General features: G+C 63.9%; 29 protein-coding genes. 6 read left to right on the forward strand and 23 right to left on the reverse strand.

Annotation, left to right across the window (positions count from 1 at the left end; all coding sequences use genetic code 11):
• Window positions 1-120 precede the first annotated feature (120 nt).
• Genes AB4Y82_RS08180 through AB4Y82_RS08190 form a run of 3 tightly spaced genes read left to right on the forward strand, consistent with a single transcriptional unit; the run spans window position 121 to window position 2,249 of the window.
• Window positions 121-393, forward strand: a complete 273-nt coding sequence (locus AB4Y82_RS08180; RefSeq protein ID WP_441602362.1) for a hypothetical protein — start codon at window positions 121-123, stop codon at window positions 391-393.
• A complete protein-coding gene (locus tag AB4Y82_RS08185; protein WP_441602363.1) occupies window positions 390-644 on the forward strand; it encodes a hypothetical protein in 255 nt (84 codons plus the stop codon). Before AB4Y82_RS08180 ends, AB4Y82_RS08185 begins: the two co-directional genes overlap by 4 nt.
• A gap of 15 nt (window positions 645-659) precedes the next feature.
• Window positions 660-2,249 carry a PepSY-associated TM helix domain-containing protein gene (locus tag AB4Y82_RS08190; RefSeq protein ID WP_441602364.1) on the forward strand — a complete coding sequence of 530 codons (1,590 nt, stop codon included), beginning with the start codon at window positions 660-662 and terminating at the stop codon, window positions 2,247-2,249.
• Here the strand turns inward: AB4Y82_RS08190 and AB4Y82_RS08195 are convergent.
• Both AB4Y82_RS08195 and pdxR read right to left on the reverse strand, forming a co-directional pair.
• On the reverse strand, window positions 2,243-2,566 hold the full coding sequence (locus AB4Y82_RS08195) for a DUF2384 domain-containing protein (protein WP_441602365.1): 324 nt from the start codon (window positions 2,564-2,566) through the stop codon (window positions 2,243-2,245). The two genes, AB4Y82_RS08190 and AB4Y82_RS08195, sit on opposite strands and share 7 nt — an antisense overlap.
• Before the next feature lie 238 nt (window positions 2,567-2,804).
• Window positions 2,805-4,232, reverse strand: coding sequence for a MocR-like pyridoxine biosynthesis transcription factor PdxR (gene pdxR / locus AB4Y82_RS08200; RefSeq protein WP_441602366.1), 1,428 nt, complete (start codon window positions 4,230-4,232; stop codon window positions 2,805-2,807).
• A gap of 102 nt (window positions 4,233-4,334) precedes the next feature.
• On the opposite strand from pdxR, the gene AB4Y82_RS08205 reads away from it, so the two are divergent.
• On the forward strand, window positions 4,335-4,772 hold the full coding sequence (locus AB4Y82_RS08205) for a carboxymuconolactone decarboxylase family protein (protein WP_441602367.1): 438 nt from the start codon (window positions 4,335-4,337) through the stop codon (window positions 4,770-4,772).
• A 13-nt stretch (window positions 4,773-4,785) separates the two neighbouring features.
• Window positions 4,786-5,238: a cupin domain-containing protein gene (locus tag AB4Y82_RS08210; RefSeq protein ID WP_441602368.1), complete on the forward strand. Its 453-nt coding sequence runs from the start codon at window positions 4,786-4,788 to the stop codon at window positions 5,236-5,238.
• Here the strand turns inward: AB4Y82_RS08210 and AB4Y82_RS08215 are convergent, their stop codons facing one another.
• From AB4Y82_RS08215 to AB4Y82_RS08300, 18 genes are all read right to left on the reverse strand, one after another.
• Window positions 5,239-6,897, reverse strand: coding sequence for an esterase/lipase family protein (locus AB4Y82_RS08215; RefSeq protein ID WP_441602369.1), 1,659 nt, complete (start codon window positions 6,895-6,897; stop codon window positions 5,239-5,241).
• A 131-nt stretch (window positions 6,898-7,028) separates the two neighbouring features.
• Window positions 7,029-7,700, reverse strand: coding sequence for an epimerase (locus AB4Y82_RS08220; RefSeq protein ID WP_441602370.1), 672 nt, complete (start codon window positions 7,698-7,700; stop codon window positions 7,029-7,031).
• Between the two features lie 26 nt (window positions 7,701-7,726).
• Window positions 7,727-8,587: an SDR family NAD(P)-dependent oxidoreductase gene (locus AB4Y82_RS08225; protein ID WP_441602371.1), complete on the reverse strand. Its 861-nt coding sequence runs from the start codon at window positions 8,585-8,587 to the stop codon at window positions 7,727-7,729.
• A 50-nt stretch (window positions 8,588-8,637) separates the two neighbouring features.
• Window positions 8,638-9,210, reverse strand: a complete 573-nt coding sequence (locus AB4Y82_RS08230; protein ID WP_441602372.1) for a TetR/AcrR family transcriptional regulator — start codon at window positions 9,208-9,210, stop codon at window positions 8,638-8,640.
• 64 nt (window positions 9,211-9,274) lie between these two features.
• Window positions 9,275-10,846, reverse strand: coding sequence for a phospholipase D family protein (locus AB4Y82_RS08235; protein ID WP_441602373.1), 1,572 nt, complete (start codon window positions 10,844-10,846; stop codon window positions 9,275-9,277).
• Between the two features lie 236 nt (window positions 10,847-11,082).
• A complete protein-coding gene (zipA, locus tag AB4Y82_RS08240) occupies window positions 11,083-12,108 on the reverse strand; it encodes a cell division protein ZipA (RefSeq protein WP_441602374.1) in 1,026 nt (341 codons plus the stop codon).
• A gap of 9 nt (window positions 12,109-12,117) precedes the next feature.
• Window positions 12,118-15,627 carry a chromosome segregation protein SMC gene (gene smc, locus AB4Y82_RS08245; protein WP_441602375.1) on the reverse strand — a complete coding sequence of 1,170 codons (3,510 nt, stop codon included), beginning with the start codon at window positions 15,625-15,627 and terminating at the stop codon, window positions 12,118-12,120.
• A 268-nt stretch (window positions 15,628-15,895) separates the two neighbouring features.
• A complete protein-coding gene (locus tag AB4Y82_RS08250; RefSeq protein WP_441602376.1) occupies window positions 15,896-16,147 on the reverse strand; it encodes a BolA family protein in 252 nt (83 codons plus the stop codon).
• Between the two features lie 8 nt (window positions 16,148-16,155).
• Window positions 16,156-16,461, reverse strand: a complete 306-nt coding sequence (locus AB4Y82_RS08255) for a YciI family protein (protein WP_441602377.1) — start codon at window positions 16,459-16,461, stop codon at window positions 16,156-16,158.
• 3 nt (window positions 16,462-16,464) lie between these two features.
• On the reverse strand, window positions 16,465-17,985 hold the full coding sequence (lysS, locus tag AB4Y82_RS08260) for a lysine--tRNA ligase (protein ID WP_441602378.1): 1,521 nt from the start codon (window positions 17,983-17,985) through the stop codon (window positions 16,465-16,467).
• A gap of 97 nt (window positions 17,986-18,082) precedes the next feature.
• Window positions 18,083-18,409 (reverse strand): hypothetical protein, encoded by a 327-nt coding sequence (locus AB4Y82_RS08265; RefSeq protein WP_441602379.1) that lies wholly within the window; start codon window positions 18,407-18,409, stop codon window positions 18,083-18,085.
• 42 nt (window positions 18,410-18,451) lie between these two features.
• Window positions 18,452-19,577 (reverse strand): peptide chain release factor 2 gene (prfB, locus tag AB4Y82_RS08270; protein ID WP_441602380.1). Its coding sequence is split into 2 segments (ribosomal slippage): window positions 18,452-19,501 and window positions 19,503-19,577, totalling 1,125 coding nucleotides; the frame shifts between segments, so codons are not numbered across the junction.
• Window positions 19,578-19,794: 217 nt separating this feature from the next.
• Window positions 19,795-21,468, reverse strand: coding sequence for an asparagine synthase B (gene asnB / locus AB4Y82_RS08275; RefSeq protein WP_441602381.1), 1,674 nt, complete (start codon window positions 21,466-21,468; stop codon window positions 19,795-19,797).
• A gap of 93 nt (window positions 21,469-21,561) precedes the next feature.
• The gene (locus tag AB4Y82_RS08280; RefSeq protein WP_441602382.1) at window positions 21,562-21,690 is read right to left on the reverse strand and encodes a hypothetical protein; all 129 of its coding nucleotides are present in this window, start codon (window positions 21,688-21,690) and stop codon (window positions 21,562-21,564) included.
• Window positions 21,691-21,739: 49 nt separating this feature from the next.
• Window positions 21,740-22,132, reverse strand: a complete 393-nt coding sequence (locus AB4Y82_RS08285; protein WP_441602383.1) for an STAS/SEC14 domain-containing protein — start codon at window positions 22,130-22,132, stop codon at window positions 21,740-21,742.
• Window positions 22,133-22,217: 85 nt separating this feature from the next.
• Window positions 22,218-22,409 carry a hypothetical protein gene (locus AB4Y82_RS08290; RefSeq protein ID WP_441611216.1) on the reverse strand — a complete coding sequence of 64 codons (192 nt, stop codon included), beginning with the start codon at window positions 22,407-22,409 and terminating at the stop codon, window positions 22,218-22,220.
• A complete protein-coding gene (locus AB4Y82_RS08295; protein ID WP_441611217.1) occupies window positions 22,406-23,161 on the reverse strand; it encodes a TolB family protein in 756 nt (251 codons plus the stop codon). The genes AB4Y82_RS08290 and AB4Y82_RS08295 overlap by 4 nt, the downstream gene beginning before the upstream one ends.
• A gap of 61 nt (window positions 23,162-23,222) precedes the next feature.
• Window positions 23,223-23,501, reverse strand: coding sequence for a 2-hydroxyacyl-CoA dehydratase (locus AB4Y82_RS08300; protein ID WP_441602385.1), 279 nt, complete (start codon window positions 23,499-23,501; stop codon window positions 23,223-23,225).
• 256 nt (window positions 23,502-23,757) lie between these two features.
• Between AB4Y82_RS08300 and AB4Y82_RS08305 the strand changes: the two genes are divergently transcribed.
• Entirely contained in the window at window positions 23,758-23,928 is a 171-nt protein-coding gene (locus AB4Y82_RS08305) for a hypothetical protein (protein WP_441602386.1), read from the forward strand.
• Window positions 23,929-23,958: 30 nt separating this feature from the next.
• Here the strand turns inward: AB4Y82_RS08305 and AB4Y82_RS08310 are convergent, their stop codons facing one another.
• The 3 genes from AB4Y82_RS08310 to AB4Y82_RS08320 all read right to left on the reverse strand — a co-directional run bounded on the left by AB4Y82_RS08310 (window position 23,959) and on the right by AB4Y82_RS08320 (window position 25,122).
• Window positions 23,959-24,375, reverse strand: coding sequence for a GFA family protein (locus tag AB4Y82_RS08310; RefSeq protein WP_441602387.1), 417 nt, complete (start codon window positions 24,373-24,375; stop codon window positions 23,959-23,961).
• An 81-nt stretch (window positions 24,376-24,456) separates the two neighbouring features.
• On the reverse strand, window positions 24,457-24,687 hold the full coding sequence (locus AB4Y82_RS08315; protein WP_441602388.1) for a hypothetical protein: 231 nt from the start codon (window positions 24,685-24,687) through the stop codon (window positions 24,457-24,459).
• Between the two features lie 240 nt (window positions 24,688-24,927).
• Window positions 24,928-25,122: an addiction module antidote protein gene (locus AB4Y82_RS08320; protein ID WP_441602389.1), complete on the reverse strand. Its 195-nt coding sequence runs from the start codon at window positions 25,120-25,122 to the stop codon at window positions 24,928-24,930.
• Window positions 25,123-25,183 lie beyond the last annotated feature (61 nt).

Consider the following 25,183-nt stretch of genomic DNA (forward strand, 5'->3'; position numbering starts at 1 on the left):
CGAGTGCGGCAGATCGGCGCGGCGCTGCCGTCCGGCGACCCGCGCGGTTGACAGCACTGCCGTCAAATGAGAATAATTCTCAATATTCAATCTCGTGCAAAGCGGTTTCAAGGCGCCGACGTGATCACCTTTTGTGCCCTGTTGTTGACCCTGTCGGGCGCCGTGCTGGTCTATCTGGCCAGCGCGCAGCAGCGGCTGCGTGCGGTATCCCTGCCCGCTTCCGCGCGCGGACTGGGCTGGCTGATGGTGCTCCTGGGTACGGCTTGCTGGCGGTATGCTGCCGGTGTGGGCCCGGGCATCACCGCGGCGCTGACCATGCTGATGCTCACCTGGGTACTGCTGCCGTATCTGGCGTGGTGGCGCACCGAGGCCGCGGAAGTCGGCGAATCATGATCGCCCGCTGCCTCGCCGGCACGTTGCTCGGCTTTCCGCTCGCCGCCCTGCTGCTCGCGCTCTTGCTGTATGTGCTGCCAGGACACGGCCAAGCCTTGCTGATACCGGCGCTGATCCTGTTCTTTCCGCTGTGGACGGCCTTCATGGCCGTTGCGTATATGTTTCGCAGCGGACCGCGCGCGTGGCTGGTGATGGGCAGCGCGAACATCGTCGTTTTTGCTGCGCTGTGGCTGCTGCGCCTGCCCGGCTGATACAGGGAAGTTGTGATGAAAGCCGCCACGATCCGTACCTTCCAGACCGTACACACCTGGGCCGGCCTGCTCGCCGGTTTTGCCCTGTTCGTGGCTTTTTATGCCGGCGCGCTGACCGTCTTCCACGACGACATCGCCGCCTGGCAGAACCCGCCCTGGCGCGCCGCGGCCGACGCGAACGTGCCGATGGACACCTTGATCGAGCGTCTGCTCGCTCATCATCCCGAGGCACGCCAAGATTTCGGCATCGTGCTTGCGCGCGACAGTTCGCACGCCGCCTATGCGTATTGGGAAGCAAAGGACGGCAGCCGTTTTGCTACTGCCAGCCAGGTGGAGGCGCCGCGCGCCGAAGCAGCAGAGAACGAACTGGCCGACTTCGTCTACGCCTTGCACGACTCGCTGGGACTGCCGGTGATCGGCCTGTATCTGATGGGCATCGTCAGCGTGATCTACGGGCTCGCCTTGCTGTCGGGCGTCCTGATCCACCTGCCGCAACTGGTGAAGGATCTGTTCGCCATGCGCGTGGGGCGCAACCTCAAGCGGCTCTGGCAGGACGCACACAACGCGATCGGCGTGATCAGCCTGCCGTTCCATGTGATCTTCGCGGTGACCGGAGCGCTGTTCTGCCTGTTCGGCATCACGCTGGCCGCGCTCAACACGGTGGCGTTCGACGGCAAGCTGTTCGACGCCTTCGCCAAGGCCACCAACACCACGCCGGCGGTCACCGTCAGCGGCACCAACGCCAGCATGCTGTCCACCGATGCGCTGATCGAACGCGCACGCGCCGAAGCGCTGAAAAGCGGCGTCACTACGTTCGAGCCCGACTATATGCACTTCGTGCACTACGGCGATCGCAATGCCGTGGCAGAAGTGCGCGGCCTATCGCAGCACACGCTGGGTTCGTTCGGCAGCGTGGCGATGTCGGCGCATGACGGTACGGTGCTGGCCACCTATGTGGGCGATAGATACAGCGTCAACGGGATCAGTTACGCCTCGCTGTTTGGCCTGCATTTCGGCAGTTTTGGCGGACGCACGGTGCAATGGCTTTATTTCATCCTCGGCCTGGCCGGCGCGTTCCTGTTTTATTCGGGCAACCTGCTGTGGATCGAATCGCGCCGCAAGCGCCGGCATGCGGAGCAGCCGCGCAAGACGCTGGTGATGGCGCGCGCCACCGTCGGCGTGTGCATCGGTAGTTGCCTGGCGATTTCAGGCGCGTTCGTGGCGACCTGGATCGCGGTGCGCCTGGGCGTGGATGCCGGCCTGCCGCAGCGCGTGGCCTGCTACGGACTCTTTCTCGCCGCGTGTGCCTATGCCTGCCTGCGACCGGTGGCCAGGGCGATGATCGAATTGTTGTGGGTCACGGCGGCGCTCACCGCCGCGATGGCTATCGTGGACTTGGCAAGCAATGCTGCGGCCATGACGCAGGCGTGGTCGCCGCTCGGCTGGCGCGTGATCGGCGTCGATCTCACCGGCATCGCACTAGGCATCGTCTTCGCGCTGCTTGCACGCGCGGCAACGCGAAGGGCGCGCAGCGGCAACGCCAACAGCGTGTGGGCGATCAAGGCGCCGAGCCCCGTCGCGGTCGGAACGGAACGCCCTCAGTAAGCCATCCGCACGGCGTTGATGCGTGCCGATACCGGTGCATCGCTCAGTAGCGCGATCTCGTCCCAGACGGTGTCTGCCTCGCCATCGGCGAGCAACTCGTAAGCGGTTCGTCCATCGAACGCATTCTGATGACGGCACATCCAGCGCACCGCGCGCTGGCGATCACCGAGGCTTTGCACCAGCATCGCGGCCAGCGTGTCGTGGCGCTGCTCGAGCATGCTGAAGGCGCGCTCCATCACGTCGTCACGCAACGTGTTGATCTGGGCTAACTCAGTGGCGACGTCCTGAAACCTGATCGTTATCTTGCGCATGCCCATACTCCCTCCCCCGCGCCGTCCGGTGATGTCGCCCTGGGTCGACCTGCCAGCCTGGCGGGAGAGACACCTGGACTCCTATCGCCCTTCCCTGAGCCCTGCCGTTCTCGCTGCATGGCGACCGTGCCGCCCCTGCTCACCATGCGACCCGATCATGCTGAAGCAAATGCTGAATTCGCGTGAATTCGCAGGGCCTATCGACTAATACTTTTGGGTAAAACCGAAAGGCCGGCAGTGCCCCTTAAGCACTAGCCAGTAAGGCAGCCAGTTGCTGCATGGAGGCGTGAATGTCCTGCACCGGCGTGTCGCCATAGCCAAACTGCAGGCCTTGTTGCGCGCGCCGCCCGGCGTGGAAGCGACTGATGCCGTAGAGCGCGATGGAGGCGGTGCGGGCGCGGGAAATCACCGCTTCCTCACTCACGCCTTGACGCAACCGGGCGACCAGGTGGATACCGGCCGCCGGCACGATCGGCTCCAGCCACGCGGACAAGGGGCCGCGCAGGTGTTCCAGCAAGGCGGCCCGGCGTTCGGCGTAGTGCTTCTGCACCCGACGCACGTGGCGGCCGAACTCGCCATCCAGCATGTAACGGCCCAGCGCGGCCTGGGTCAGGCTGCAGCCGTGCCAGTCGTTGATCTGCCGGGCCTTCAGGAAATCGGCGGCGAGTGACGGCGGCGGCACCACATAGCCGGTGCGCAGTTCCGGGAAGATCGTCTTGGAGAACGTGCCGACATAGGCCACCACGCCGCTGCGATCGAGGCCCTTGAGCGATTCCAGCGGACGTCCTTCGAAGCGGAATTCGCCGTCGTAGTCGTCCTCCACAATCAGTGCGCCGCGACGCGACGCCCACTCCAGCAAGGCCACGCGCCGATCCAGGCTCATCGGCATGCCGAGCGGAAACTGGTGCGAAGGCGTCACATAGACCAGTCGCGCGTCATCGGGGAGCTCGTCGACGCACAAGCCTTCCGCATCCACGCGTACCGGTTTGACCCGCGCGCCCAGCGCCAACATGCTGGCGCGCGCCGGCGGATAGCCGGGCTCTTCGACCGCGACCACGTCGCCGCGCTCGACCATCACGCGCGCGGCCAGGTCGATGGCCTGTTGCGCGCCCTGGGTCACCAGCACGTCCTGCCAGTTGCACGCCACCGCACGACTGAAACCGAGATAGCGCGCGATGGCGAGCCGCAACTCCTGCTCGCCGGCCGGATCCCGATACATGCCCCGCCCACGCGCCTGCGTGCGCAAGGCGTGCGCCACGCAGGCGCGCCAGGCATCGGCGTGGAAAAGGGTCTTGTCGGTGACGCCGCCCAGATAGTCATAGCGCAGCCGTTCGCCGGGCTTGGGCATCGACAAGGCCTCGGGAACCCGCTGCCATACTTTCGCCGCCTTGGGCGATGAGGCGCCGCGGGCTCGGGCGGGCGGCGGCGTGGCGAGTCCTTCGGCGACGAAGGTGCCGTCGCCTTGCCTGGCGACCAGGAAACCCTCGGCGATCAACCGCTCGAATACCTCGAGCGTGGTCTTGCGCGATACGCCCAACTGGCTGGCCAGATCCCGCGTCGACGGCAGCCGCGAACCCGCTGCCAGGCGTCCATCGACGATCGCCCCACGCAGTTGCTGGTAAAGCTGTCCGGCCAGGTCCCGGCGGCCGGCGATGGTAAGCAGGATGTCCATCAGTGGTTACCTCAAATATCTCAAAAATGGACATTTAAGAAGGCCAGTGAGAAGTCTAACCTGATTCTACTTTCCCACCGAATCCCCACTGAGGATCCCGTCATGAACCAGCGTCTCGACTTCTACAAAGCCAGCCCCGAAGCGATCAAGGCCATGGTCGGCCTGGAGCAGCGCATCGCCAAGAGCGGCCTGGAAAAATCCCTGATCGAACTGGTCCGCCTGCGCGCCTCGCAGATCAACGGCTGCGCTTATTGCGTGGACATGCATTCGGCCGATGCCCGCAAGGCGGGCGAGAACGAACGCCGCCTGGCGACCTTGAGCGTGTGGCGTGAAACACCGTTCTTCACCGACCGCGAACGCGCCGCGCTGGAGTGGACCGAGTCGCTCACCCTGATCGCCAGCAACCATGTGCCCGACAGCGTGTGGCAGGCCGTGCAGCCGCACTTCTCCGAAGAAGAACTGACCGACCTCACCTTGCTGATCGTCGCCATCAACGGCTGGAATCGCTTCGCGATTGCCTTCCGCAAACTGCCGGCCTGAGCGGAGCGATGCCATGAAAATGTCGCTCGCTCCCCTGGTCCTCTCGCTGGTCATGGCATTCGGCGCCGTCACGGCGCAAGCCCACGACGGTGGCGAAGAAACCGTCCAGCCGCTGATGAAGCAAGCCTTGCCCGACGTGCCCGGCAAGAACGCGATGATGGCCACCGTCACCCTCGCTCCCGGCCGGAGCGCCGCGCCGCATCTGCATCCGGGCTCGATCTTCGCCTACGTGCTCGAAGGCCAGGTGGTGTCGCAGCTCGAAGGGCAGGAACCGAAAACCTATGGCGCCGGCCAGAGCTGGTACGAGCCGCCGCGGGCGCACCATCTGGTCACGCGCAACCCGAGCAGCACACAAGCGGCGAAGCTGTTGGTGTGGGCCATCGTGGCGCCGCAGGATCCGATCAAGCTGCCGCTGCCGCAAGTATCATCCGTGCAAAACCCGCTTCCGACACTCGCCTCCCACTGATCACGGCGCTGAAGGCTGGCGAAGGATGTCCAGGATCTTCGCCAGCACTTCATCGTTGAGATAGAGCTGGTGGCCGTCCTTCACGACGGTAGTGGAGACGGCGCCGGGAATCGTCGCGCTCTTGAGCGGAACAAAGCCGTCGCCTGGAGGATCCGTGCCTGGCAGCTTGCCGGCAAACGTGTAGTAGCGAACACCCTTGACGGGCATCAGCGATTGCGCCGCATGACTCACGGGTTGTGCGTCGCGCAGTGTGCTGATGCTGCTCAGGCCGTACTGCTCGTAATCCTTGGCCAGCAGAGGATTTTCGTGGGCGCGATTTTCCGCCGCCACGCGGACCAGGGCATCGAGTTCCGGCGCATGGGCGTGCACCACGCGCAACGCCACCTGCCCGATCAGGCTGTCGACATAGGGCGAGCCCAGGTGCGGCGCCGCCAGGAAGATCGTGCGCGTCACGCCGGGATAAGCATGGAAGCGAAATACCGAATCCACGATCGCGAGATCCGCGGGCGTGCCGCGCAACTGCTCTGGGGGAATATCGAACGCGGCCTTCCAGATCACATCATTGCTGTCGGACACGATCAGCCGGGAAATGACGCCGCCCATACTGTGCCCGATCAGCGTCACGTCCTGATGCGCCGGCGCGGTGCCATCGGGATCGAGAATATGCCAGGCCTGATCGAGCGAGCGTTGCACGATCAGCCGATTGAGCAACTGCGGCGTGTTGGTCGGGTAGACCACGTGCCAGATCTGATAGCGCGCCCGCAAATCAGGGTCGCCGTCGATGAGGTTGGTCAGCTTCGCCCACACCATCGGGCTGCGCCCCAGCCCATGCACCATGATCACGGGCGTCTTGTTCGGATCGTAATCTTCCAGCAGATACAGCCCCTCGCGCAGCGCGAACTGCCGCCCGCCAATGAGGTTCCACAAGGCCAGCCGGTTGATGTGCGAACGATCGTAAAGCGCAGCCAGGGTCGCAGAGGGATCCGTCGCCAGAGGAACGCTGCGCTTGCCGATGGTGATCTCCGGGTGTTCGCGCATGCCTGAAACGATCAGCTGGGCAACACCGTCAGCGCCAGGCTCCACCCATGCGGTAAGCGACCGGGTGATGCCCTCTGGCGGATAGAGCATGCAGATTGGCTTGTCGTTGCATCGCTTCTGCCACCCCACCATCGGCACGCCATAGCCAGGCGTCGCGAACCGCTCGCCCATCACCGGGGGAATGGTCACCTCGTCGGCGCGCGCCAAGGCCACCGGCCCATCGTCCAGGCTATCGGGCAGATCGCGGAATTCCACGCGCAGCGGCACGTCCAGTACGCGCAAGGACTGCGAACGCCACGGGTCAGGTTTGACGTCCAACAGATAACCCAGCAACTCATGCGTGCAGTTGTCGGCAAGCGTCTGGGCTTCCGCCTGCTGGGCCGCGCTCCCCTGCTCCGAGGCCTGGTAAGCCACCACGGCGCAATGCAGCCAGTTGCGGGCGGCAAGGTCCTTGCGCTGGACGGCCGCCGTGTCACGCCACAGGTGGCGTGCTTCGTTCAGGGCATCATTCTTTGGCTGCCGCGAAAGACTGCTGCACGCCGCCAACAAGACCACACACGCCATCCAGACCAGGCGGTGGCCACGAGTCGAGCGCGGTTTGCCGGGAATACCTGAGCGCATGCGGGCACTCGTCGCCAGAGAGGTCGCAGACAAGGCGGGCCGAACCGTAGCACCCGCCGCCGGTTGAACGCCGCGCCACGCTACGCCATTCGTCCGCTCCGCGCACTAACACCTTAGGGCCACGGCCTGGATCAGCCCTGCTCGGCGGCCCGGTCGATGTCCGGGCACTCCAGCACGGGGCTGGGTCCGCCCGCCCTGGCCACCGCTAGCATGGCCTGGCCAATGGTGACCGTGCTCAGGATCTGCCGCGGAAACAGCGCCCGCAGCACGGGCACCAATGGTCGCGTCACGGCGTAGACCACGCGGGACATCGTGGTCTTCGAACGCTCGCCATGCACCGCCTCGATGAAGCCCGGACGAAACAGGTAGACCGCACGGAAGGGCAGGCGCAGCAGCGCGTTCTCCGTGCGCCCTTTCACCCGCGCCCACATGCTGCGTCCCTGCTCCGTGCTGTCGGTGCCGGCGCCCGACACATAGACGAACACCATCGAGGGATTGAGCCGCGCCAGCGTGCTGGCCGCCGCCAGCGTCAGCTCGTAGGTGAGGCGGGTATAAGTCGCCTCGTCCATGCCCGCCGCACTCACGCCCAGGCAAAAAAAGCAGGCGTCGTAACCATGCAGCTGCGGTTCGATCGACGCATAGTCGAAGAAGTCCTGATGCACGAGCTCGCGCAGCTTGGGGTGATGCACTCCTAGCGAACTTCGTCCCAGCACCAGGACTTCTTCCACATCCTGTGCCGCCAGGCATTCACGCAGCACGCCCTGGCCGACCATGCCGGACGCGCCAAACAGTATGATTTTCACGTCCGGATCTCCTGTGCCAGCCGCTGTTAGTACGCGGGAAACGCCGGGATGGCGTCCACGTCATAGCCCGTGGAAAGGCTCACCTCGCGCCAGCGCTCGGCTGCGCTGATGCGCTGGGCGTCCACCTGGCCGAAGTACTGCAAGGCATCGCTGCCCAGCAGCAGATGACGAGGCGGCTGCTCGTGGTAGCCCATCTTCAACACCACCTGCGCCACCCGCGCCGGATCGCCCGCCTGTTTGCCCAGCGCATCCTTGAGGCGTTCGCGGAACACGCCCACCGAGGCCTGATAGTCGGGCAGCAGATCGCCCAAAGTGCTGTTGGCCTCGGCGGCCCAGTCCGTGCGCATGCCGCCCGGTTCCAGCGAGCACAGCTTGATGCCCAGGTGCTCGACTTCGGCAGCCACCACTTCGGTGAAGCCGCCCACGGCCCACTTGGCCGACTGGTATGCGGAAAGTCCCGGGGTACCAATGCGCCCGCCTACCGAGGAAATCTGCAGGATGTGGCCCGACTTCTGCGCACGCATCACCGGTAGCGCGGCTCGCGTCATATTCACCACGCCGTAGAAGTTCGTCTCGATCTGCGCGCGGAAGTCGTCTTCATCGCTTTGCTCGAACGGGCGCGCGTGGCCGTAGCCGGCGTTGTTCACCAGGACGTCCAGACGGCCAAACGCCTTGACCGCCGCATCCACTGCGGCACGTCCTGCCGCCGGATCGGCCACATCCAATGCCACGGCCCGCACCTGCTCGCCGTAACGCTCGACCAGATCGGCCAGCTGTTCCGGACGACGCGCGGTGGCCACCAGGCGATCGCCATGGGCCAGCACTGCTTCGGCGATATCGCGACCCAAGCCGCGCGCACTACCCGTTACCAACCATACCTTTGACATGACATCCTCTCTATTGAGTGATTACACACTCATTTAATGGTCAAAACAAATCAGGCTTTGCCGATGGCGTTCCAGAACGCCTCGAAGCCTGCCAATCGATACTGCTCTGCCCGCTCCGGTTCGCGGGCGATGAAATCCATGGTGGTTTCCGCCAGCGACGTGAGCAGCGCGCCCACGAAAGCGGGGTCGAGCTCCTTCAACACGCCCTTGGCCATGGCCTCCTTCAACATGCCCTGCACATCGCCGAACGGCGCCGAGCCGGTCGCCTTGGTTTCGGGCGCGATGCACTGGGACACGCTCAGTTGCGCCATCACCTTTCGAGCCTGCGGATGCGCCACGCCCCAGTCGATATAAGTGCGCCAGACATGGGCCGCCCGCTCGCGGATGCTGGCGCGACGCGGATAGCCCGTTAGCATCGCCTCGCGCATGTCCACCTTCAGCTCCAGGTACAGCTGGTTGAGCAGCGTGTCCTTGCTGTCGAAATAGGTGAACAGCGTGCCCTCGGCCACGCCCGCGGTGCGGGCGATCTTTGAGGTCGGCGCATTGATCCCCTGCTCCGCAAACACCTGGGTTGCGGCATCAAGGATGGCATTGCGCTTGTCTTCGCTGCGGGGGCGGGCCATGGGGATCAATAATTGAGTGACCACTCAATCATAGGGCCGACCGTCCCGGACTTCAAGGGCTGGTTCAGAGCAGGCTTTCGATTGGCAGCAGGCCGCCGGCATTGACCTTGAAGCGCCGCCACCAGCTGGTTTCGGGTGCGTGGTCGTAACGCACGTCCGACTGGCCCGGCCCCTTGCCCACCCAGTACACGCTGCCCTTGTCGTCCAGCAGGACCTGGTAGCTGTGGACCGGTTTGGTGGCGTCGGCAAAGATCGCCAGCAGCGCCTTGGCGAGCCCCGGCGAATCCACGATGACGCCGTCCTCGGTATTGATGTGGACCGAGCGCGGATCGAGATTCATCGAACCGACAAAGGCATGTTGCTCGTCGACCACCATGGCCTTCGCATGCAAGCTGTTGCTGCCGGAGGACGAGCCGAAGAAACTGCTGCCGCCACGGCCCTTTCGCGCGTCCGGCTTCAGTTCGTACAGATGCACGCCGGCCTTCAACAGGCCCGTGTAATAGGACGCATAGGCCACGTAGACATTGCCGGCGTCCGTCGATGCCAGTGAGTTGGTGAGTATCGACACCTCGACGCCGCGGTCGCACATGCCCTTGAAGTAGGCCACACCTTTGTCGCCGGGCACGAAGTACGGGGAGATCAAGGTGAGCCGCTGCTGCGCCCCATCCATCCAGGCGCGGATCTGCGGGGCCATATGCAGATCCTTGCCGTCGGCCGCGGGATTGCCCTTCTCCGGATCGTCCGCGAGATACGTGGCCGTGCCCCAGGCCCACGACGTAGCTGGCGCCTCATGTACCAGGTCGCCCACGCGGGCGACGAGGCTCTGTGCATAGCCGCTCTCGCTGAACTGGCGCGCGCTCGCCGCCATGGTCTTGCGCAGCTGCGCCAACTTCTCGGGGCTGGGCGTCTTGCGATGAAACGCGCCGATCGGGAATGACTGTTCGCTGTTCCAGTACCGATCGAACATCTGCCCGACCTCGGCCACCACCGGGCCAATCGTCAGCACATCCAGGTCGCGAAAATTGACGCTGTCGTTCGCGTCGAAATATTCATCGCCGATATTGCGGCCGCCGACGATCGCCATGGCGCCGTCGGCGATCATCGCCTTGTTGTGCATGCGCCGGTTGAGGCGGGAGAAATCGCCGGCAAACTGCATGCCCATGCTCAAGCTCGACGTACTGCGATCCAGAAAGGGATTGAACAGTCGTATCTGGATATTCGGATGGCCATCCAGAATGCGCAGCACGTCGTCGTTGCCGGCCACGTGCAAGTCATCGAGCAGCAGGCGCACCCGCACGCCACGATCGGCGGCGGCCAACAGGCGTTGCGCGAGCAAGCCGCCGGTCGCATCGGAATGGAACATGTAGTACTGCAGGTCGAGCGAGTGCACGGCGCGGTTGGCCAGCGCAATGCGCGCCAGCAAGGCGTCGTTGGAATCGCTGATCAGGCGCAGGCCGCTGTCGCTGCCATGTTGCGCAGAGATGCGCTTGGCATACGCCTCCAGCGGCGCATCCGGCTGGACCGGCAGCACCGTGCTGGGAACGCGGGGGTAATCGGGACGAAGATCCGAATGGGTGCAGGCAGCCAGCGCCAACAGCCCCAGACAGGCAAGGCGACGCAACAAGGTGCAGGCCATGTTCCCTCCTTGGTGCTGACTGTGTCTGAGGCGGCGGTTGTACGCAAGGTTGTTGTTGAACGGATGCCCCGCAGATCACCACCCATCCCCTCCCTTGTAGGAGCGCACTTGTGCGCGACCAGACGTGGCTACGTAGCGGCGCCCGGTCGCGCACAAGTGCGCTCCTACAAAGGAGGACCTGGCCGCACAAAGCGTGCGCCACAAGGGAGAGCTTGTCCGGACGGCCTTTACAGGCCTCAACGCCCGAAGGTGATTTCCCGACCTTCGTGATCGCGGTCCCAGCCGCGCAGTTCGTCGCGGATATGCGCCACGCGCTGGCGGCCGAGGGCGTTGCGCTCCTCGTCCAGCACCTGGCCGTCCAGCAGCTCGGCCAGACGTTGCGCGGTGGGCAGCATGGCGTCCCATGCGTCCAGCGCGGGAATCGGCGCCGGCAGCGTCATGAAGAAGCTCAGGCCCGGCGTGCGCATGGCATCGACGCGGCTCAGGTCGAAGTTGCCCGGCTTGACCATATTGGCGACGCTGAAGATCGGACCGAGCTCGCGCTTGCCGTCCACCAGGCGGTGATAAATGCCCATGTCGCCGAATTCCAGGCCGGTCTTTTCGGCCGCCACAATCAGGTCGGCGCCGTTGAACACATTGCCTTCGCGCGCCACCACGAACAGCGTGACGATACGCTCGACCGGCAGGCGTTCCGGACGACGACCCACGTCGGAACGCTGCGGCACGCGAGGCGCCTCCGGCGCCGGTGCGGGCGCCGGCGCGGCAACGGCTACGGGCTCAGGCTCGTGTACACGCGGGGCGGTCACCTGATCGGCACCCGTCGCCTGCGCCAGGCTCTGCTCGAACTGCTCCGGCGGTGCGCGCAAGGCATCGACAATCGATGCCGCCGCGCCCAGCGAGCGACCGACTGGCGCCGGCTCGACCCTGTCCTTGCCGCCCGCGAGCGTGGCGCCAAGGCGTTCCAGTTCCTCACGCAAACCGACATCGAGCTCACCCTGATGGGGCTGCTGGCGGGCGTCGAGTTCGTCCATGCGGAAATCGTCGTGCGCACTGAAGGACGGCTCGGTAGAGATATCGCCTTCGGTACCAAAGGTCGGCTCGCGGCGTTCGCCCGAGGCTGTCACGATCACCCGTCGCTTGCCCTGCTCTTTCCTGGGCTGGCCAAACAGCCACAGTCCTGCCAGAACAATCAGGCCGACGATGAGCATGGGAACGCCAACGGCGGCATTCCAGGCAAAAGCGAGTACGGGTTGCACGGTCATATCAAATCCTCAAGCTGCTCCCGCAAGTTTAGCTGCTTCAGCCAGGTCCACCTGCACGAGTCGCGATACGCCTGCTTCGCGCATGGTCACGCCGCACAGCTGGGAGGCTGCTTCCATGGTGGCCTTATTGTGACTGACAAAGATGAACTGAACTTTCTCGCTCATCTCCTTCACCATGTTGGAGAAGCGACCCACGTTGGCTTCGTCCAGCGGCGCGTCCACCTCGTCCAGCAGGCAGAACGGCGCGGGATTGAGGCCGAAGATGGCAAACACCAGCGACACCGCGGTCAGCGCCTTTTCGCCACCCGACAGCAGGGTGATGTTGGAAACACGCTTGCCCGGCGGACGCGCCATGATCGCCACGCCGGTGTTGAGCAGATCGTCGCCGGTGAGTTCCAGGTACGCGTGGCCACCGCCGAACAGGCGCGGGAACAACTCCTGCACGCCGGCGTTGACGCGGTCGAAGGTTTCCTTGAAGCGCTGGCGCGTTTCGCGATCGATCTTCTTGATCGCCGCCTCCAGCGTCTCCATGGCGCTGACCAGGTCGGTCAGCTGATTATCCAGATACGTCTTGCGCTCGCTCTGCTCGGCGTGTTCCTGGATGGCGGCGAGATTGACCGGCTCCAGCCGCACGATCTTCTGGCCGATCTCGACCAGCTGCGTGCGCCATTGGCTGGCGTCGGCATTTTCGGCGAGCTCGGCAAGCAGCGGTTCCAGTTCGAGACCGGAGGCGGTGATCGCCTCGGCCAACTGCTCGGCGCGCAGCTGCAACGCCTGTGCGGCGAGGCGCTTCTGCGACAGCCCTTCGCGCAGGCCCTGCAACAGCTGCTCGATGCGCTGACGCTCTTGTTCCAGGCGACGGAATTCGAGATCGCAGTCTTCCAGGCCGCGACGCGCCTCCACCAACTGCTTGTCGACCAGCAGGCGCTGATCGAGATAGGTCTGGCGCTCGGCTTCCAGTTCGGCGATGGGATCGGAACCGGCCGCCAGCTGGTCGGCGATTTCGGTACGGCGGGCTTCGATCTGGCGCATCTGGGTGTCCATGCGCGCCAGCGACTGTTCCAGCGAACTCAGCGACGAACGCTTCGACTCCATCGACAGCGCCAATGCATGCGCTTGATCGGCTGCCTCACGCGCGTTCATGCGCGCTTCTTCGCGTGCTTCGAGCAAGGCGCGGCGTTCGTTTTCCAGCTCGCGGCGCTGGTCTTCCAGGTCGCCCATATGGCCGACGGATTCATCCAGGCGCGCACGCGCATCGCGCGTCTGCGTCTGCAATTCGTCGAGCTGGGTGATCAAGTCATTGAGTTCGCCGGTCACCTTTTCGGCGCGTGCACGGGCAGTTTCCATCTTGCCGCGATGGCTTTGCACCTGACCGGCCAGTTCGGACTGACGACGGTGCGCGTTGTACAGCTCGCGCTGCGCATCGTCGCGCGCGCGTTCGGCTTCGAACTTGCTCGTGCGCAGATCATCGAGCGTATTGGTGGCTTCTTCGATGCGCTCTTCCAGCGCCTGGATCTGTTCGGCCAGTGTGCGCAAATCACGCTCGCGCGCCAGCACGCCGACCTGGTTGCCCTGCGCGCGGCGCACGCGCGCCCAGCCCGGACCCAGCCATTCGCCGCTGGCCGTCATCACCGACTGATACGGCGCCAGCGCCGAGAGACCCGCCACGATCCGGTGCGCGTGCTCGATGGAATCGGCGGTAAGCACGTGATTGAGGATGGTCAGCGCAGCGGCCGGACCGCGCACATGGGCCGCCAGCGTGCCAGCAGTATTCACGCCACCGTCGGCGCCGTTGACCAAAGCCACGTCCGCATTGTCCAGCGCACCGAATTCAGTCGCCAGCGCGTGCGATTCGTCCACCAGCACGGCATCGAGGAAGCCGGCCAGCGCGGTTTCGACGGCCGTTTCCCAGCCCGCTTCCACCTGCAGCGATTCGCCCAGGCGGCGTGACTTGTCCAGACCCAGTCGCGAGAGCCAGCCGCTCGCCGCACTTTCTTCCTGGCCCAGCGCAGCGTGCTGCAGCGCTTCCAGCGAGGCGTGACGCCCGCGCGCGGTCTGCAATTGCTGGCGTGCCTCGTTGAGCGAGGATTGCACCTGGCGCTCTTCGTCCAGCACCTTTTCGTGCGCAGACTTGTGCTGATCGAGCAGGCTGCCCAGCGATTCGACGCGTTCGCGCTGCGTGTCGTGTTCGACCAGCAGTTGTTCGGACGCGGCGTCGAGCGCGGCGATGTCGGTGGCTTTCTGTTCGGTCTCCAGCGCTTCGCGGCGACGCGACAGGTCGACCGACTGGCGATCGAGGTAATTGAGCTTGGTGCGCTCCACTTCCGCGGCGCGGCTGGATTCGCCCGCCGTGCGGGTATGCGAATCCCAGCGCTGCTGCCAGTCGGCCAGCTTGGTTTCGGTATCGCGCAGCGACTCGGTGGTGTCGTCCTGCATCTGCTGCAGGGCTTCGAGCTTGGGCTCGCCCTCAGCCAGCGCCATGCGCAGCGTTTCCACCTGCGTGCGGTCGTTGGCTATGTGTTCGGCCAACTCGGCGTGTTCGCGCTCGGTCTCGCCCTGCGCGCGCTGCAGTCGATCGGCGGTTTCGCGGTTGAAGCGCACCTGCTGTTCGACGCGGGCGATCTCGGCGCCGACCTTGTAGACCTCGGCCTGCACCTTGTTCAAATGGTCGGTGGCGTCGGTGTGACGCTCGCGCACCGTCTCCATCTGCGCCTCGAAATGGCGCTGGGTGGCGACGTGCTTTTCGATCTCGATCTCGGCAGCGGACAGGCCCGAGCCTTCGTTGTCGTGCTGGCTCTTCAGGCCGCGGTATTCGAGCGCGCGCAGTTCGGCTTCCTTGCGCGTCTGGTCTTCTTTCAGCGCCTTCCAGCGTTCGGCGGCGCGGGCCTGGCGGTTCAAGTGTTCGAGCTGCTTGTCCACTTCGTCGCGCACGTCGCGCACGCGGTCGAGGTTTTCGCGGGTGGACTTGATGCGGCTCTCGGTTTCCTTGCGGCGCTCCTTGTACTTGGAGATGCCGGCGGCTTCTTCCAGGTGCGTGCGCAACTCGTCGGGTGCCGCCTCGACGATCTGGCTGATCATGCCCTGCTCGATGATCGAGTAGCTGCGCGGACCCAAACCCGTGCCCAGGAACAGATCGGTGATGTCGCGGCGGCGACAGCGCGCGCCATTGAGGTAGTACGCCGACTGCCCGTCGCGCGTCACCTGGCGCTTCACCGAAATCTCGGCGTACTGCCCGTATTCGCCCTGGATGGTGCCATCGGCGTTATCGAAGATCAGCTCGACCGTGGCCTGGCCCACCGGCTTGCGCGCGTTGGAGCCGGAGAAGATCACGTCGGTGAGCGAGTCGCCGCGCAGGCGGCTGGCCGCGCTCTCGCCCATCACCCAGCGGATCGCATCGATAATGTTGGATTTGCCGCAGCCGTTCGGACCTACGACGCCGGTCATATTGGTCGGCAAATGGAGCGTCGTCGGGTCCACGAAGGACTTGAAGCCGGCGAGTTTGATCGTAGTCAGGCGCATGCGGGCATCGGCGGCAAAAGTGGATAAGCCCGGGGGCGCCCGGGCGATGGGTCACTGTGCCAAACGCGAGGGGAAGCCGCAATGCGTTTTGGCCACAGCTTTCACTTTAACACTGGCGCATAAGCCAATGTTATAGAAAAGTTTTCTCTTCGCCCTAGATCGTCATTCCTGCGAAAGCAGGAATCCAGCGCCTTCGGACGGTGCGTCTCAAGGCAAAGTCACCGGGTCCCAGCTTTCGCTGGGACGACGGTGAGGGAACCGGTTGCCCTTACTCGCCGGGCGCCTTTGCGTCGATCGACAGCGCGTGGATCCCGTTGTCCATCAGCCCGTGCAGGGCGGCGTAAACCAGGCGATGGCGCTTGATCGACATCTGCCCGGCGAAGGCCGCGCTGACAATGCGCACGTGGAAATGCCCCTTCCCCTCGTTGGCATGGCCGGCGTGCTTGTGGCCCTCGTCCAGCACTTCGAGGGTCGAGGGTTCCAGCGCCTGCTGCAGGCGCTCGCGGATCTGCTCGACCATGGGCGCGCTCATGCCTGCGGCAGCGCTTTGATAAAGGGCTTGACGCTGACGCTGGCGTAGACGCCGGCATCCACATACGGATCGACCTTGGCCCAGGCCTCCGCGTCCGCCTGCGAGGCGAACTCGGCCAGGATCAGGCTGCCGGTGAAACCCGCCGGGCCCGGATCGGGCGAATCGATCGCCGGGAACGGGCCGGCCACCAGCAGGCGGCCTTCATCCAGCAACTTTTTCAGGCGTTCCACATGCGCCGGGCGCGCGGCCAAACGCTTCTCCAGGGAATCGGGCACATCCGTACCAACAATCGCGAACCACATGGATCAGGCCTCCGGGCGCATATAGGGGAACAGCAGCACGTCGCGGATCGACGCCGAACCAGTGAGCAACATCACCAGGCGATCGATGCCGATGCCCAGGCCGCCGGTCGGCGGCAGGCCCACTTCCAGCGCGCGGATGTAGTCGGCATCGAAATGCATGGCTTCGTCGTCGCCACCGACCTTGGCTTCCACCTGCTTCTGGAAACGGGCGGCCTGGTCTTCCGGGTCGTTCAACTCGGAGAAGCCGTTGGCCAGCTCCTTGGCGTTGATGAACAGCTCGAAGCGGTCGGTGATACCGGGATTGGTGTCGCTCTCGCGCGCCAGCGGGGAGACTTCCACCGGATGATCGGTGATGAAGGTGGGCTGGATCAGCGTGTGCTCCACCGTCTTCTCGAAGATTTCCAGCAACAGGCGACCCCAACCGAAGCCGTCCTTGACCTGGCAGCCCAGGCGCTTGGCGTGGGCGGCCATGGCGTCGCGATTGCGCAGGTCATCGCGCTTGATCTCCGGGTTCAACTCCAGCACGGCGTCTTCCATGCTCCAGCGACGGAACGCCGGACCCACGTCGATCTCATTGCCTTCCCATACCAGCTTGGTCGTGCCGATCACGTTCTTGGCCGTCTCGCGGATCACTTCTTCAGTGATATCCATGATCTCGGTGTACGTGGCGTACGCCTGGTACAGCTCGAGCATGGTGAACTCAGGGTTGTGTCGCGTGGACACACCCTCGTTGCGGAAGTTGCGGTTGATCTCGTAAACGCGGTCGAAGCCGCCGACCACGAGGCGCTTGAGGTAGAGCTCAGGCGCCACACGCAGATAAAGATCCATGTCCAGCGCGTTGTGATGCGTCACGAACGGACGCGCCGTGGCGCCGCCCGGGATCACGTGCATCATCGGCGTTTCCACTTCCATGAAGCGGCGCGGCTCAGCTTCCAGCCACTTGCGAATAAAGCCGATGATCTTGGAGCGCTGCGCAAAGGTGCGGCGCGCATCCTCGGTGACGATCAGGTCGACATAGCGCTGGCGATAGCGCTGCTCCACATCGGCCATGCCGTGATGCTTGTCCGGCAGCGGACGCAGGCTCTTGGTCAGCAGACGCAGCACATCCACCTTCACCGACAGCTCGCCCGTGCGCGTGCGCATCAGCGTGCCCTCGGCACCGACGATGTCGCCCATGTCCCAGGTCTTGAACGCCTTGTACGTATCCTCGCCCACCGTGCCCTGGTGGATGAACAGCTGGATACGGCCGTTGACATCCTGCATCTGCACGAAGGCAACCTTGCCCTGGTCGCGCTTGAGCATGACGCGGCCAGCGACTTTCACGCGGCGAGCAAGGCCTTCGATGGCTTCTGCAGTCCACTTCTCCGTATCGGCAAACTCGGCCTGCAGATCGCCCGTGAACGCGTCGATCTTGTAGTCGTTCGGAAACGCCACGCCCTGCCCACGCAACGCCTTGAGTTTCTCGCGGCGCTCGGCGATCAGCTTGTTCTCGTCGATGGGCTGGATATCGGTCGGTTCAGTCATGAGGTTCCCGTCGCTGCCAGCGCCCGCACCATGTGGCGGACGCGCTTTTGTTTGTCATCAGATCGTCAGGGCGAAGGGCTTCCCGCGCCACCGATGATCAATCGTCCTTACCGAACGCGTGTTTGACGGCGTGCCTCGTGGCATTCCATCCATCACGCGCACCGTGCCCGACGGTCAGGGCGGCATCCCTCGTGCCATGACCCACTGCCAGGCCCGCATCCTTCGCGCCGTGCCCGACGGACACCGCCGCGTCCTTGGTGGCATGGCCTACGTCACGGCCCGCGTCGCCAACCTTCTTGCCGGCCGCGCGCGCATCCTCTTTGACGCCCTGGCTGGCAGAATTGTCCTGCGCGGCGACCAGGCCCTGGCATCCCATCAATGCAACACATGCCATCAACGTACGGAAAGTCTTCCTGCGAGTCATGCGGGCATTACCTCCGGTGTGGCCAGGTTCCATAGGTGTCGATCAGGCATCCACGCGCTTGGCACCGGCATCCAGGCCGGACTTCAGACTCGCCTCGACAAATTCGTCGAGATCGCCGTCCAGCACCTTCTGCGTATCCGAACGCTCGATGCCGGTGCGCAGATCCTTGATACGGCTCTGGTCCAGCACGTAGTTGCGGATCTGGCTGCCCCAGCCGATGTCCGACTTGGTCGCTTCCAGCGCATCCTTCTCGGCGTTGCGCTTCTGCAGCTCCAGCTCATACAGCTTCGCGGCCAACATCTTCATGGCGCGATCGCGGTTGGCGTGCTGGCTGCGTTCGGTCTGGCAGGCCACGACCGTATTGGTCGGGATATGCGTGATACGCACCGCCGATTCGGTCTTGTTGACGTGCTGGCCACCGGCGCCGGACGAGCGATACACGTCGGTGCGCAGGTCGGCCGGGTTGATGTCGATATCGATGTCGTCATCGACTTCCGGCGACACGAACACCGAAGTGAAGCTGGTGTGGCGGCGGTTGTCCGAATCGAACGGGCTCTTGCGCACCAGGCGGTGCACGCCGATTTCGGTCTTCAGCCAGCCATAGGCGTAGTCGCCTTCCACGCGGAAGGTGGCGGACTTGATGCCGGCCACTTCGCCACCGGAGACTTCCATCAGCTCGGCCTTCCAGCCGCGCGATTCGGCCCAGCGCAAATACATGCGCAGCAGGATTTCGGCCCAATCCTGCGCCTCGGTGCCGCCGGCGCCAGCCTGGATGTCCACGAAGGCGTTGTTGGCGTCCATCTTGCCGGAGAACATGCGCTGGAATTCCAGCTTGCTCACCTTGGCTTCGAGGCCGGCCAGGTCGGTGACCACCGAGTTGGCGGTGTCTTCATCGTTGTCGGCGGCGGCCATTTCCAGCAGCTCGCCGGCATCGGTGAGGCCGGCCGTCAGGCTGTCGATGCCGCTCACGATGGTGTCCAGGCGGGCGCGCTCGCGGCCCAGTTCCTGTGCGCGCGGCGGATCGTCCCACACGGTGGGGCTTTCCAGTTCGCGGCTTACTTCTTCGAGACGCTCACGCTTGGTGGCGTAGTCAAAGATACCCCCTAAGCGACTCGACGCGGCCCTTGAGGTCCGCGATCTGCGCATGGATCGGATTGGTCTCGATCATGTGATTTGAAATTCCGGATATTCAGCCTTCTAGGATAACAGAGGTGCCTCAGGGGCCGGAATGCGCCCGAAGGGACCACTGGCGTGAACGCGCGTTCAGACGGGGCGGTCGGGCCGCGTCCCGGCAGCGGCCACAAGAGCGGCGCCATCCAAGGGAAGCGGCGGCGCCCCGGGCGATCAGCGACGGCCGTGCAAGCGCTCGTCCATCGCCTGACACCTCAGCCCAGCGCCTGCTGGTGCACGCCGCGCACCGCGCGGCCGGAGGGATCGGCCGCAGCCGCGAACGCCGGATCCCACGCCAGCGCCGCCGGCGAGGAACAGGCAATCGACTTCCCACCGGGCACCGTTTCCGCACACGCCTGCCCCGGATAGAACCGCTCGAAGATGCGCCGATACAAATAGGCTTCCTTGGTAGCGGGCGGGTTGTGCGTAAAGCGCGTGGCCGCGGCGGCGAACTCGCGATCGCTCACTGCCTGCTCGGCGTGCGCCTTGAGGCCGTCGATCCAGCCGTAGCCCACGCCATCGCTGAACTGCTCCTTCTGTCGCCACAGAATCTCGTCGGGCAAGGCGCCCTGGAAAGCTTCTCGCAGCACAGCTTTTTCAATCCGCCCCTGCCCCGCCATCTTGTGACGCGCATCCATGCCCATCGCGACGTCGAGAAATTCCAGATCGAGGAAAGGCACGCGCGCTTCCACGCCCCAGGCCATCATCGACTTGTTCGCGCGCAGGCAGTCGTAGCTGTGCAGCGCGTCGAGCTTGCGCACCGTCTCTTCATGGAATGCTTCAGCGGAAGGCGCCTTGTGGAAATACAGGTAGCCGCCAAAGATCTCGTCCGACCCTTCGCCTGACAGCACCATCTTCACACCCATCGCCCTGATGCGACGCGCCAGTAGATACATTGGCGTAGAGGCGCGAATGGTGGTGACGTCATAGGTCTCGATGTGTCGTATCACCTCGGGTAACGCGTCGAGACCTTCCCAGAAGGTGTACACAAAGCCGTGGTGCACCGTTCCCAGGGCATCCGCCGCCACTTGTGCCGCGGCAAGATCGGGCGAGCCTTCCAGCCCGATGGCGAAAGAATGCAGGCGTGGCCACCATGCTTCGCCGCGGTCATCATCCTCCACGCGATGACGTGCAAAGCGCGCGGCACAGGCAGCCACGAGCGAGGAATCCAGGCCGCCCGACAACAACACGCCATACGGCACGTCGGTCATCAGTTGACGATGCACGGCTTGTTCAAAGGCATGACGCAACTCCGGCAAAGGTACCTGGTGTCCCTGCGTCTGCGCATAGTCGCGCCATGGCTTGTGGTAGTAGCGACGCAGCTCGCCATCCACGCTGTCGTACACGTGCCCCGGCGGAAACGGCGCCACATCGGCACACAAACCAACCAGCGATTTCATTTCCGAGGCAACGCACAGCCGCCCTTCCTTGTCGTGCCCCCAATACAGCGGACACACGCCAATCGGATCACGCGCTATCACGTAGCGCGACTCGACGCTGTCCCATAGTGCAAAGGCGAAAATGCCATTGAGCTGGGATACCCAAACAGACGGCGATTCGTGTTGCCGATACAAGGCGTTGATCACTTCGCAATCGGAGCCCGTGGTGAAATCGTAGTCGCTTGCCGCACGCAGCTCGCGGTGGTTGTAGATCTCGCCATTCACCGCCAGCGCCAGCGCGCCATCGCGCGAATGCAAGGGCTGTGCGCCGCTGGCCGGGTCGACGATGGCTAGGCGTTCGTGCACAAGGATCACCCCTGCATCCACGAACACGCCGCTCCAATCCGGGCCGCGGTGACGCTGGCGTTGCGAAAGCTCGAGCGCCTGCTGGCGCAACGCGGCCAGATCATCGCCGGGTTGCAGATCGAACATACCGAAGATCGAACACATGAGCTGGATTCCTGGTTTGCCTTTCACGTGACGGAAAAACAAAAAGGCCCGCAGTGAGCGGGCCTTTTTGCGTGTGTAATGTGTTTCTGGTGCTTACACGCCGGCCCACCCGTGGTTGCGGGTATTGTTATTGGCGTTGTTATTGTTCAGCGCGCGCACGCACTCGCTGGCCGACGCCGCAGCGGCGGTCATGGCAACGAGTTGGGCGTGAAGGCTGATCATGTGGCCGACTTCATCACATGTCGCGCCAGCTGACAAGCGCCAATTGGTTTCATTTGTTCCCATCCTCGTCGACGGGCCGCGGTTCGCTGATCCATGCCACCGCTTCGTCGAATTGCACGTCATGGAACAGCTTGAACTCCGCCGGCACGGCAAACCCCATGGCAGTCGCTGTGATGCGTAACCAGTGCACGTCTGTCACCAGGGCCACGCGATCCCAGCCACTGAAGTGACGGAAGCCAAGCTGCGCGTCTTCCCACATGGCGCCTGCGTCAAAACCGGTGAAGTCCGGGCTGATGTGATAGAGCAAGCGCAGCTTTCGGTTGACCGCGAACGCCGCTTCGATATCGGGCACGAGGATCTGCGAGTAATCCGTGGCGGTGACCTGCCCGCTTGCACGAAAGCCCAGTGCACCCGCCGGCAAATCTGGAATCTGCTCGATCATGATTGACGTCCTCACCGTGATGGACGTCTGTATCTCAAATGGATTGTTACGGAGACGTCATCGCGGCAACAAGGATGCTTGCGCGTTACGGCTGCTGCGCTTTCGCGTGCGCCTCAAGCCACGGCGCCAGCGGTATCTGCCAGATGTTGTATTTGCTGTTATCCCAGTCCGCACGCACGGTACCGGGCGCGATATCCACCAGGCGATCGCTGGCGAAGTAAAGCGTCCGATGGTCGGGACTCAGGCGCGCTTCCGCGTCGGAGACGGCGCTGTTCACGCCATTGCCCAGATGGATCGGCGTGCCCCATGTGCCGTTGTCGCGAAAGACGATGAAAAGATCGATCTGACGCGCCGGCGAACGGCTGGAACCAAACACCACGAAGGACTCATCCGGCGCCACCGCAGGATCGAGACATCGGTGACGTGGCCATCGCTGAAAGGCAGCGGCTGCGGGTCATCGTAACCACCGCGATGCCATGCCGCCCGATACAACTGGAAGTGCTTCGGATTGGCAGCCGGGTGCATGAAATACAGACTGCCATCGGCCGCCACGCTGGGCGCGAAAGTGGAATCGCTGCGGTTGACGTTATCCGGCAGGCGCACCGGTGCGCTCCACTTGCCGTTCTGCCACATCACCTTCCACAGGTTGCCGCCGCGCTCGGGAAAGCTGCGCCCCATGAAGAAACCATCGAGCGGTTTGCCGCCCGGCGTCGACGGGCGATTGGAAACGAAAACGAGAAAGCGCCCATCCGGCGACATCGAAGGCTCCATATCGCTCCACTGTCCGGAGAACGGGGCCATCACCGGCGTGGACCAATGCCCATGGTCGAGATGGCTGACCAGGATGCCGGAATACGTGCCATCGCTACGCGTGAAATACACCGTGTTGCCATCGGGCGTGAAGGCCGGCGCGCTGTCATGCAGCGGACCGGAAATCACGCCGGGCGCGAACACCGTCGGCGTGACGTCCTGCGCCAGGGCATCGGCACAGATCAAGGCGAACACGGTAAGGACGGCGTAGCGCAACATTCCGGTACCTCAGGTGTGAACGCCGGATGCTAGCTCCCCTGCGAGCAAGGGCAAAGTGTGCCTAGTCCTGTTCGGGCGCCTTTCGGCTGACGCGACGCTTGCGCTGAGGAGCTTCCGAGGCGGCAATCAATGCCTGCAAATACGCAATGCCTTCTTCTTCGGGAAAAAACGCCACCACGTCGGCCACGCTCAACTGATAGCGCTCACGCAACGCGAGGAACTCGCGACGGGCGCGCTCCATCGGCTTTTCCTTGGCATCGCTACGACGCGTCTGCTGTTCCTTGTCGAGTGCGGCCAGTTCTTCCTGGAACTGCCGGAATGCGTCTTTTTGGATAGCCATCGCAAGGGCGTCGTCGTGGCGATGCGGGGCGGCCATTGTGACACGCCTGCTCGAAATGGCGGAAATGGCAGGTGATGCCGCAAAAGATTCATATAGCTGCGCCCCGGGGAGCACTCCGTCATGAGAATGTCAAAGCCTGCGATTCCTAGGAATTTGATAAGAATTCCGTTTGCCCAAATCGGCGCCTGCTTTAACCGGTCACCAACGAGCCGCTGGCTAGTCTGAACTTCCCAGGCGACCACCAGCAGGAGTGCATATGGATCCGATGACCCTTGATGCGCCATTTGCCGGCGAAGAACTTCACGCAAGGCGCGTGTCGCCCGAGCCCGCCGAGGGCTATGTGCTGGACCCATGGTCCGGGCTCTACACGGAAACGGAAGCGGCTTATCAAAGCCGACTGCAAGCGTCTCCGACACTGATCGCGTGAAACCCAAAACCCCGCCACGGCGGGGTTCTTTCATTCCGGAAAGGCCTGAAATTGCGGCAAGTCGTCGGTGATCTCGAACCACGGCGCCTTCGAGCCGACAAAGATGTGTTTACTCGGGCGAATGGAAGGCGCATCGACCAGCGTCCCCATCGCCACATGCACAAACTCACCGTCGCGCACCACCGAATAAAGCAGCGAGCCGCAACGGCCGCAATGCGCATCGTGCCCCGTGGGATCGCCCACGATCAGCAATGAGTCCTCACCCTGGATTAACGCCAGGTGCTCCCGCTCTATGCCCGCGAACGGCTTGAACGCCGAGCCGGTGGTGCGACGACACTGCGAGCAATGACAGTTGGCGGCATAGAGAAAAGCATCCTGCACCTGATAGCGGACAGCGCCGCAATAGCACTGCCCTACTAACGTATCGCCCGCATGTTGGGTCGCCATGGCCTGTTCCCATCCGTCTGATCTGGCGGATGTTAGCCCAGCCATACCCCGCCGTACTGGCGGGCGGATGCGCAAGGTCAGTTACTGCCCCTCACGGTCAGCATGTGCGCGAATCCCACGCAACATGATTTCCGCCTGGATTTGCCCCGCAATCGCCGAATCATCGGCCGCATGCCCATCCATCGTCTCCTGCAACGTGGCAAACCCATACAACCAGGCCCGCCAATACACCGACTCACCCCGCTCAAAGACCTCGCAAAAGACCTCGATCGGCTCGCCCAGCTCATCAATCAACGTGAAATTCATTTCCATGGCAGCAACCACTTGTTGGAAGCACAGCCGTCCCCAGCCGCCTGGAAAGGCGGTGCTCAGCGCGTACAAATGCCGTGCCGGGGATGGAGTTGGTGTTACTGATTAGGGGTGTATCAAGGAGCGTGCCAGCGGGGGCTTTTTAGTCCGAACATGCGATCGGAGCATCGATGGCAGATGAGAAAAACGGGGCCAGATTCACGCCTATTGTGAGCCTTCCCTCTGAGAAGTGAATCTGCCCCGTTATCGGAGGCTTTCGCGACCAAGGCCGCTTTCCTCGGCGACGCGCGTCATGCTCCGCGCCTTCACTACGTCAGCGACGGCGAGCAGAAACACGTCCATGTCGCCATCTTCGAGCGCGTCCTGCAGATAAGCCGCGATAACCTCGTCATTGTCGAGGAACACGGCGGCGTCAAATGTCTTCACCGTTGCGGTCATGGTTGTCACCTTTCTATCTCTTCTTGCCTGTCTGGTCCTGTCTCACTTCTCAGCCGCCTTA

Source organism: Dyella sp. 2YAF14 (assembly GCF_052114725.1).
Classification (GTDB): Bacteria; Pseudomonadota; Gammaproteobacteria; order Xanthomonadales; family Rhodanobacteraceae; genus Dyella.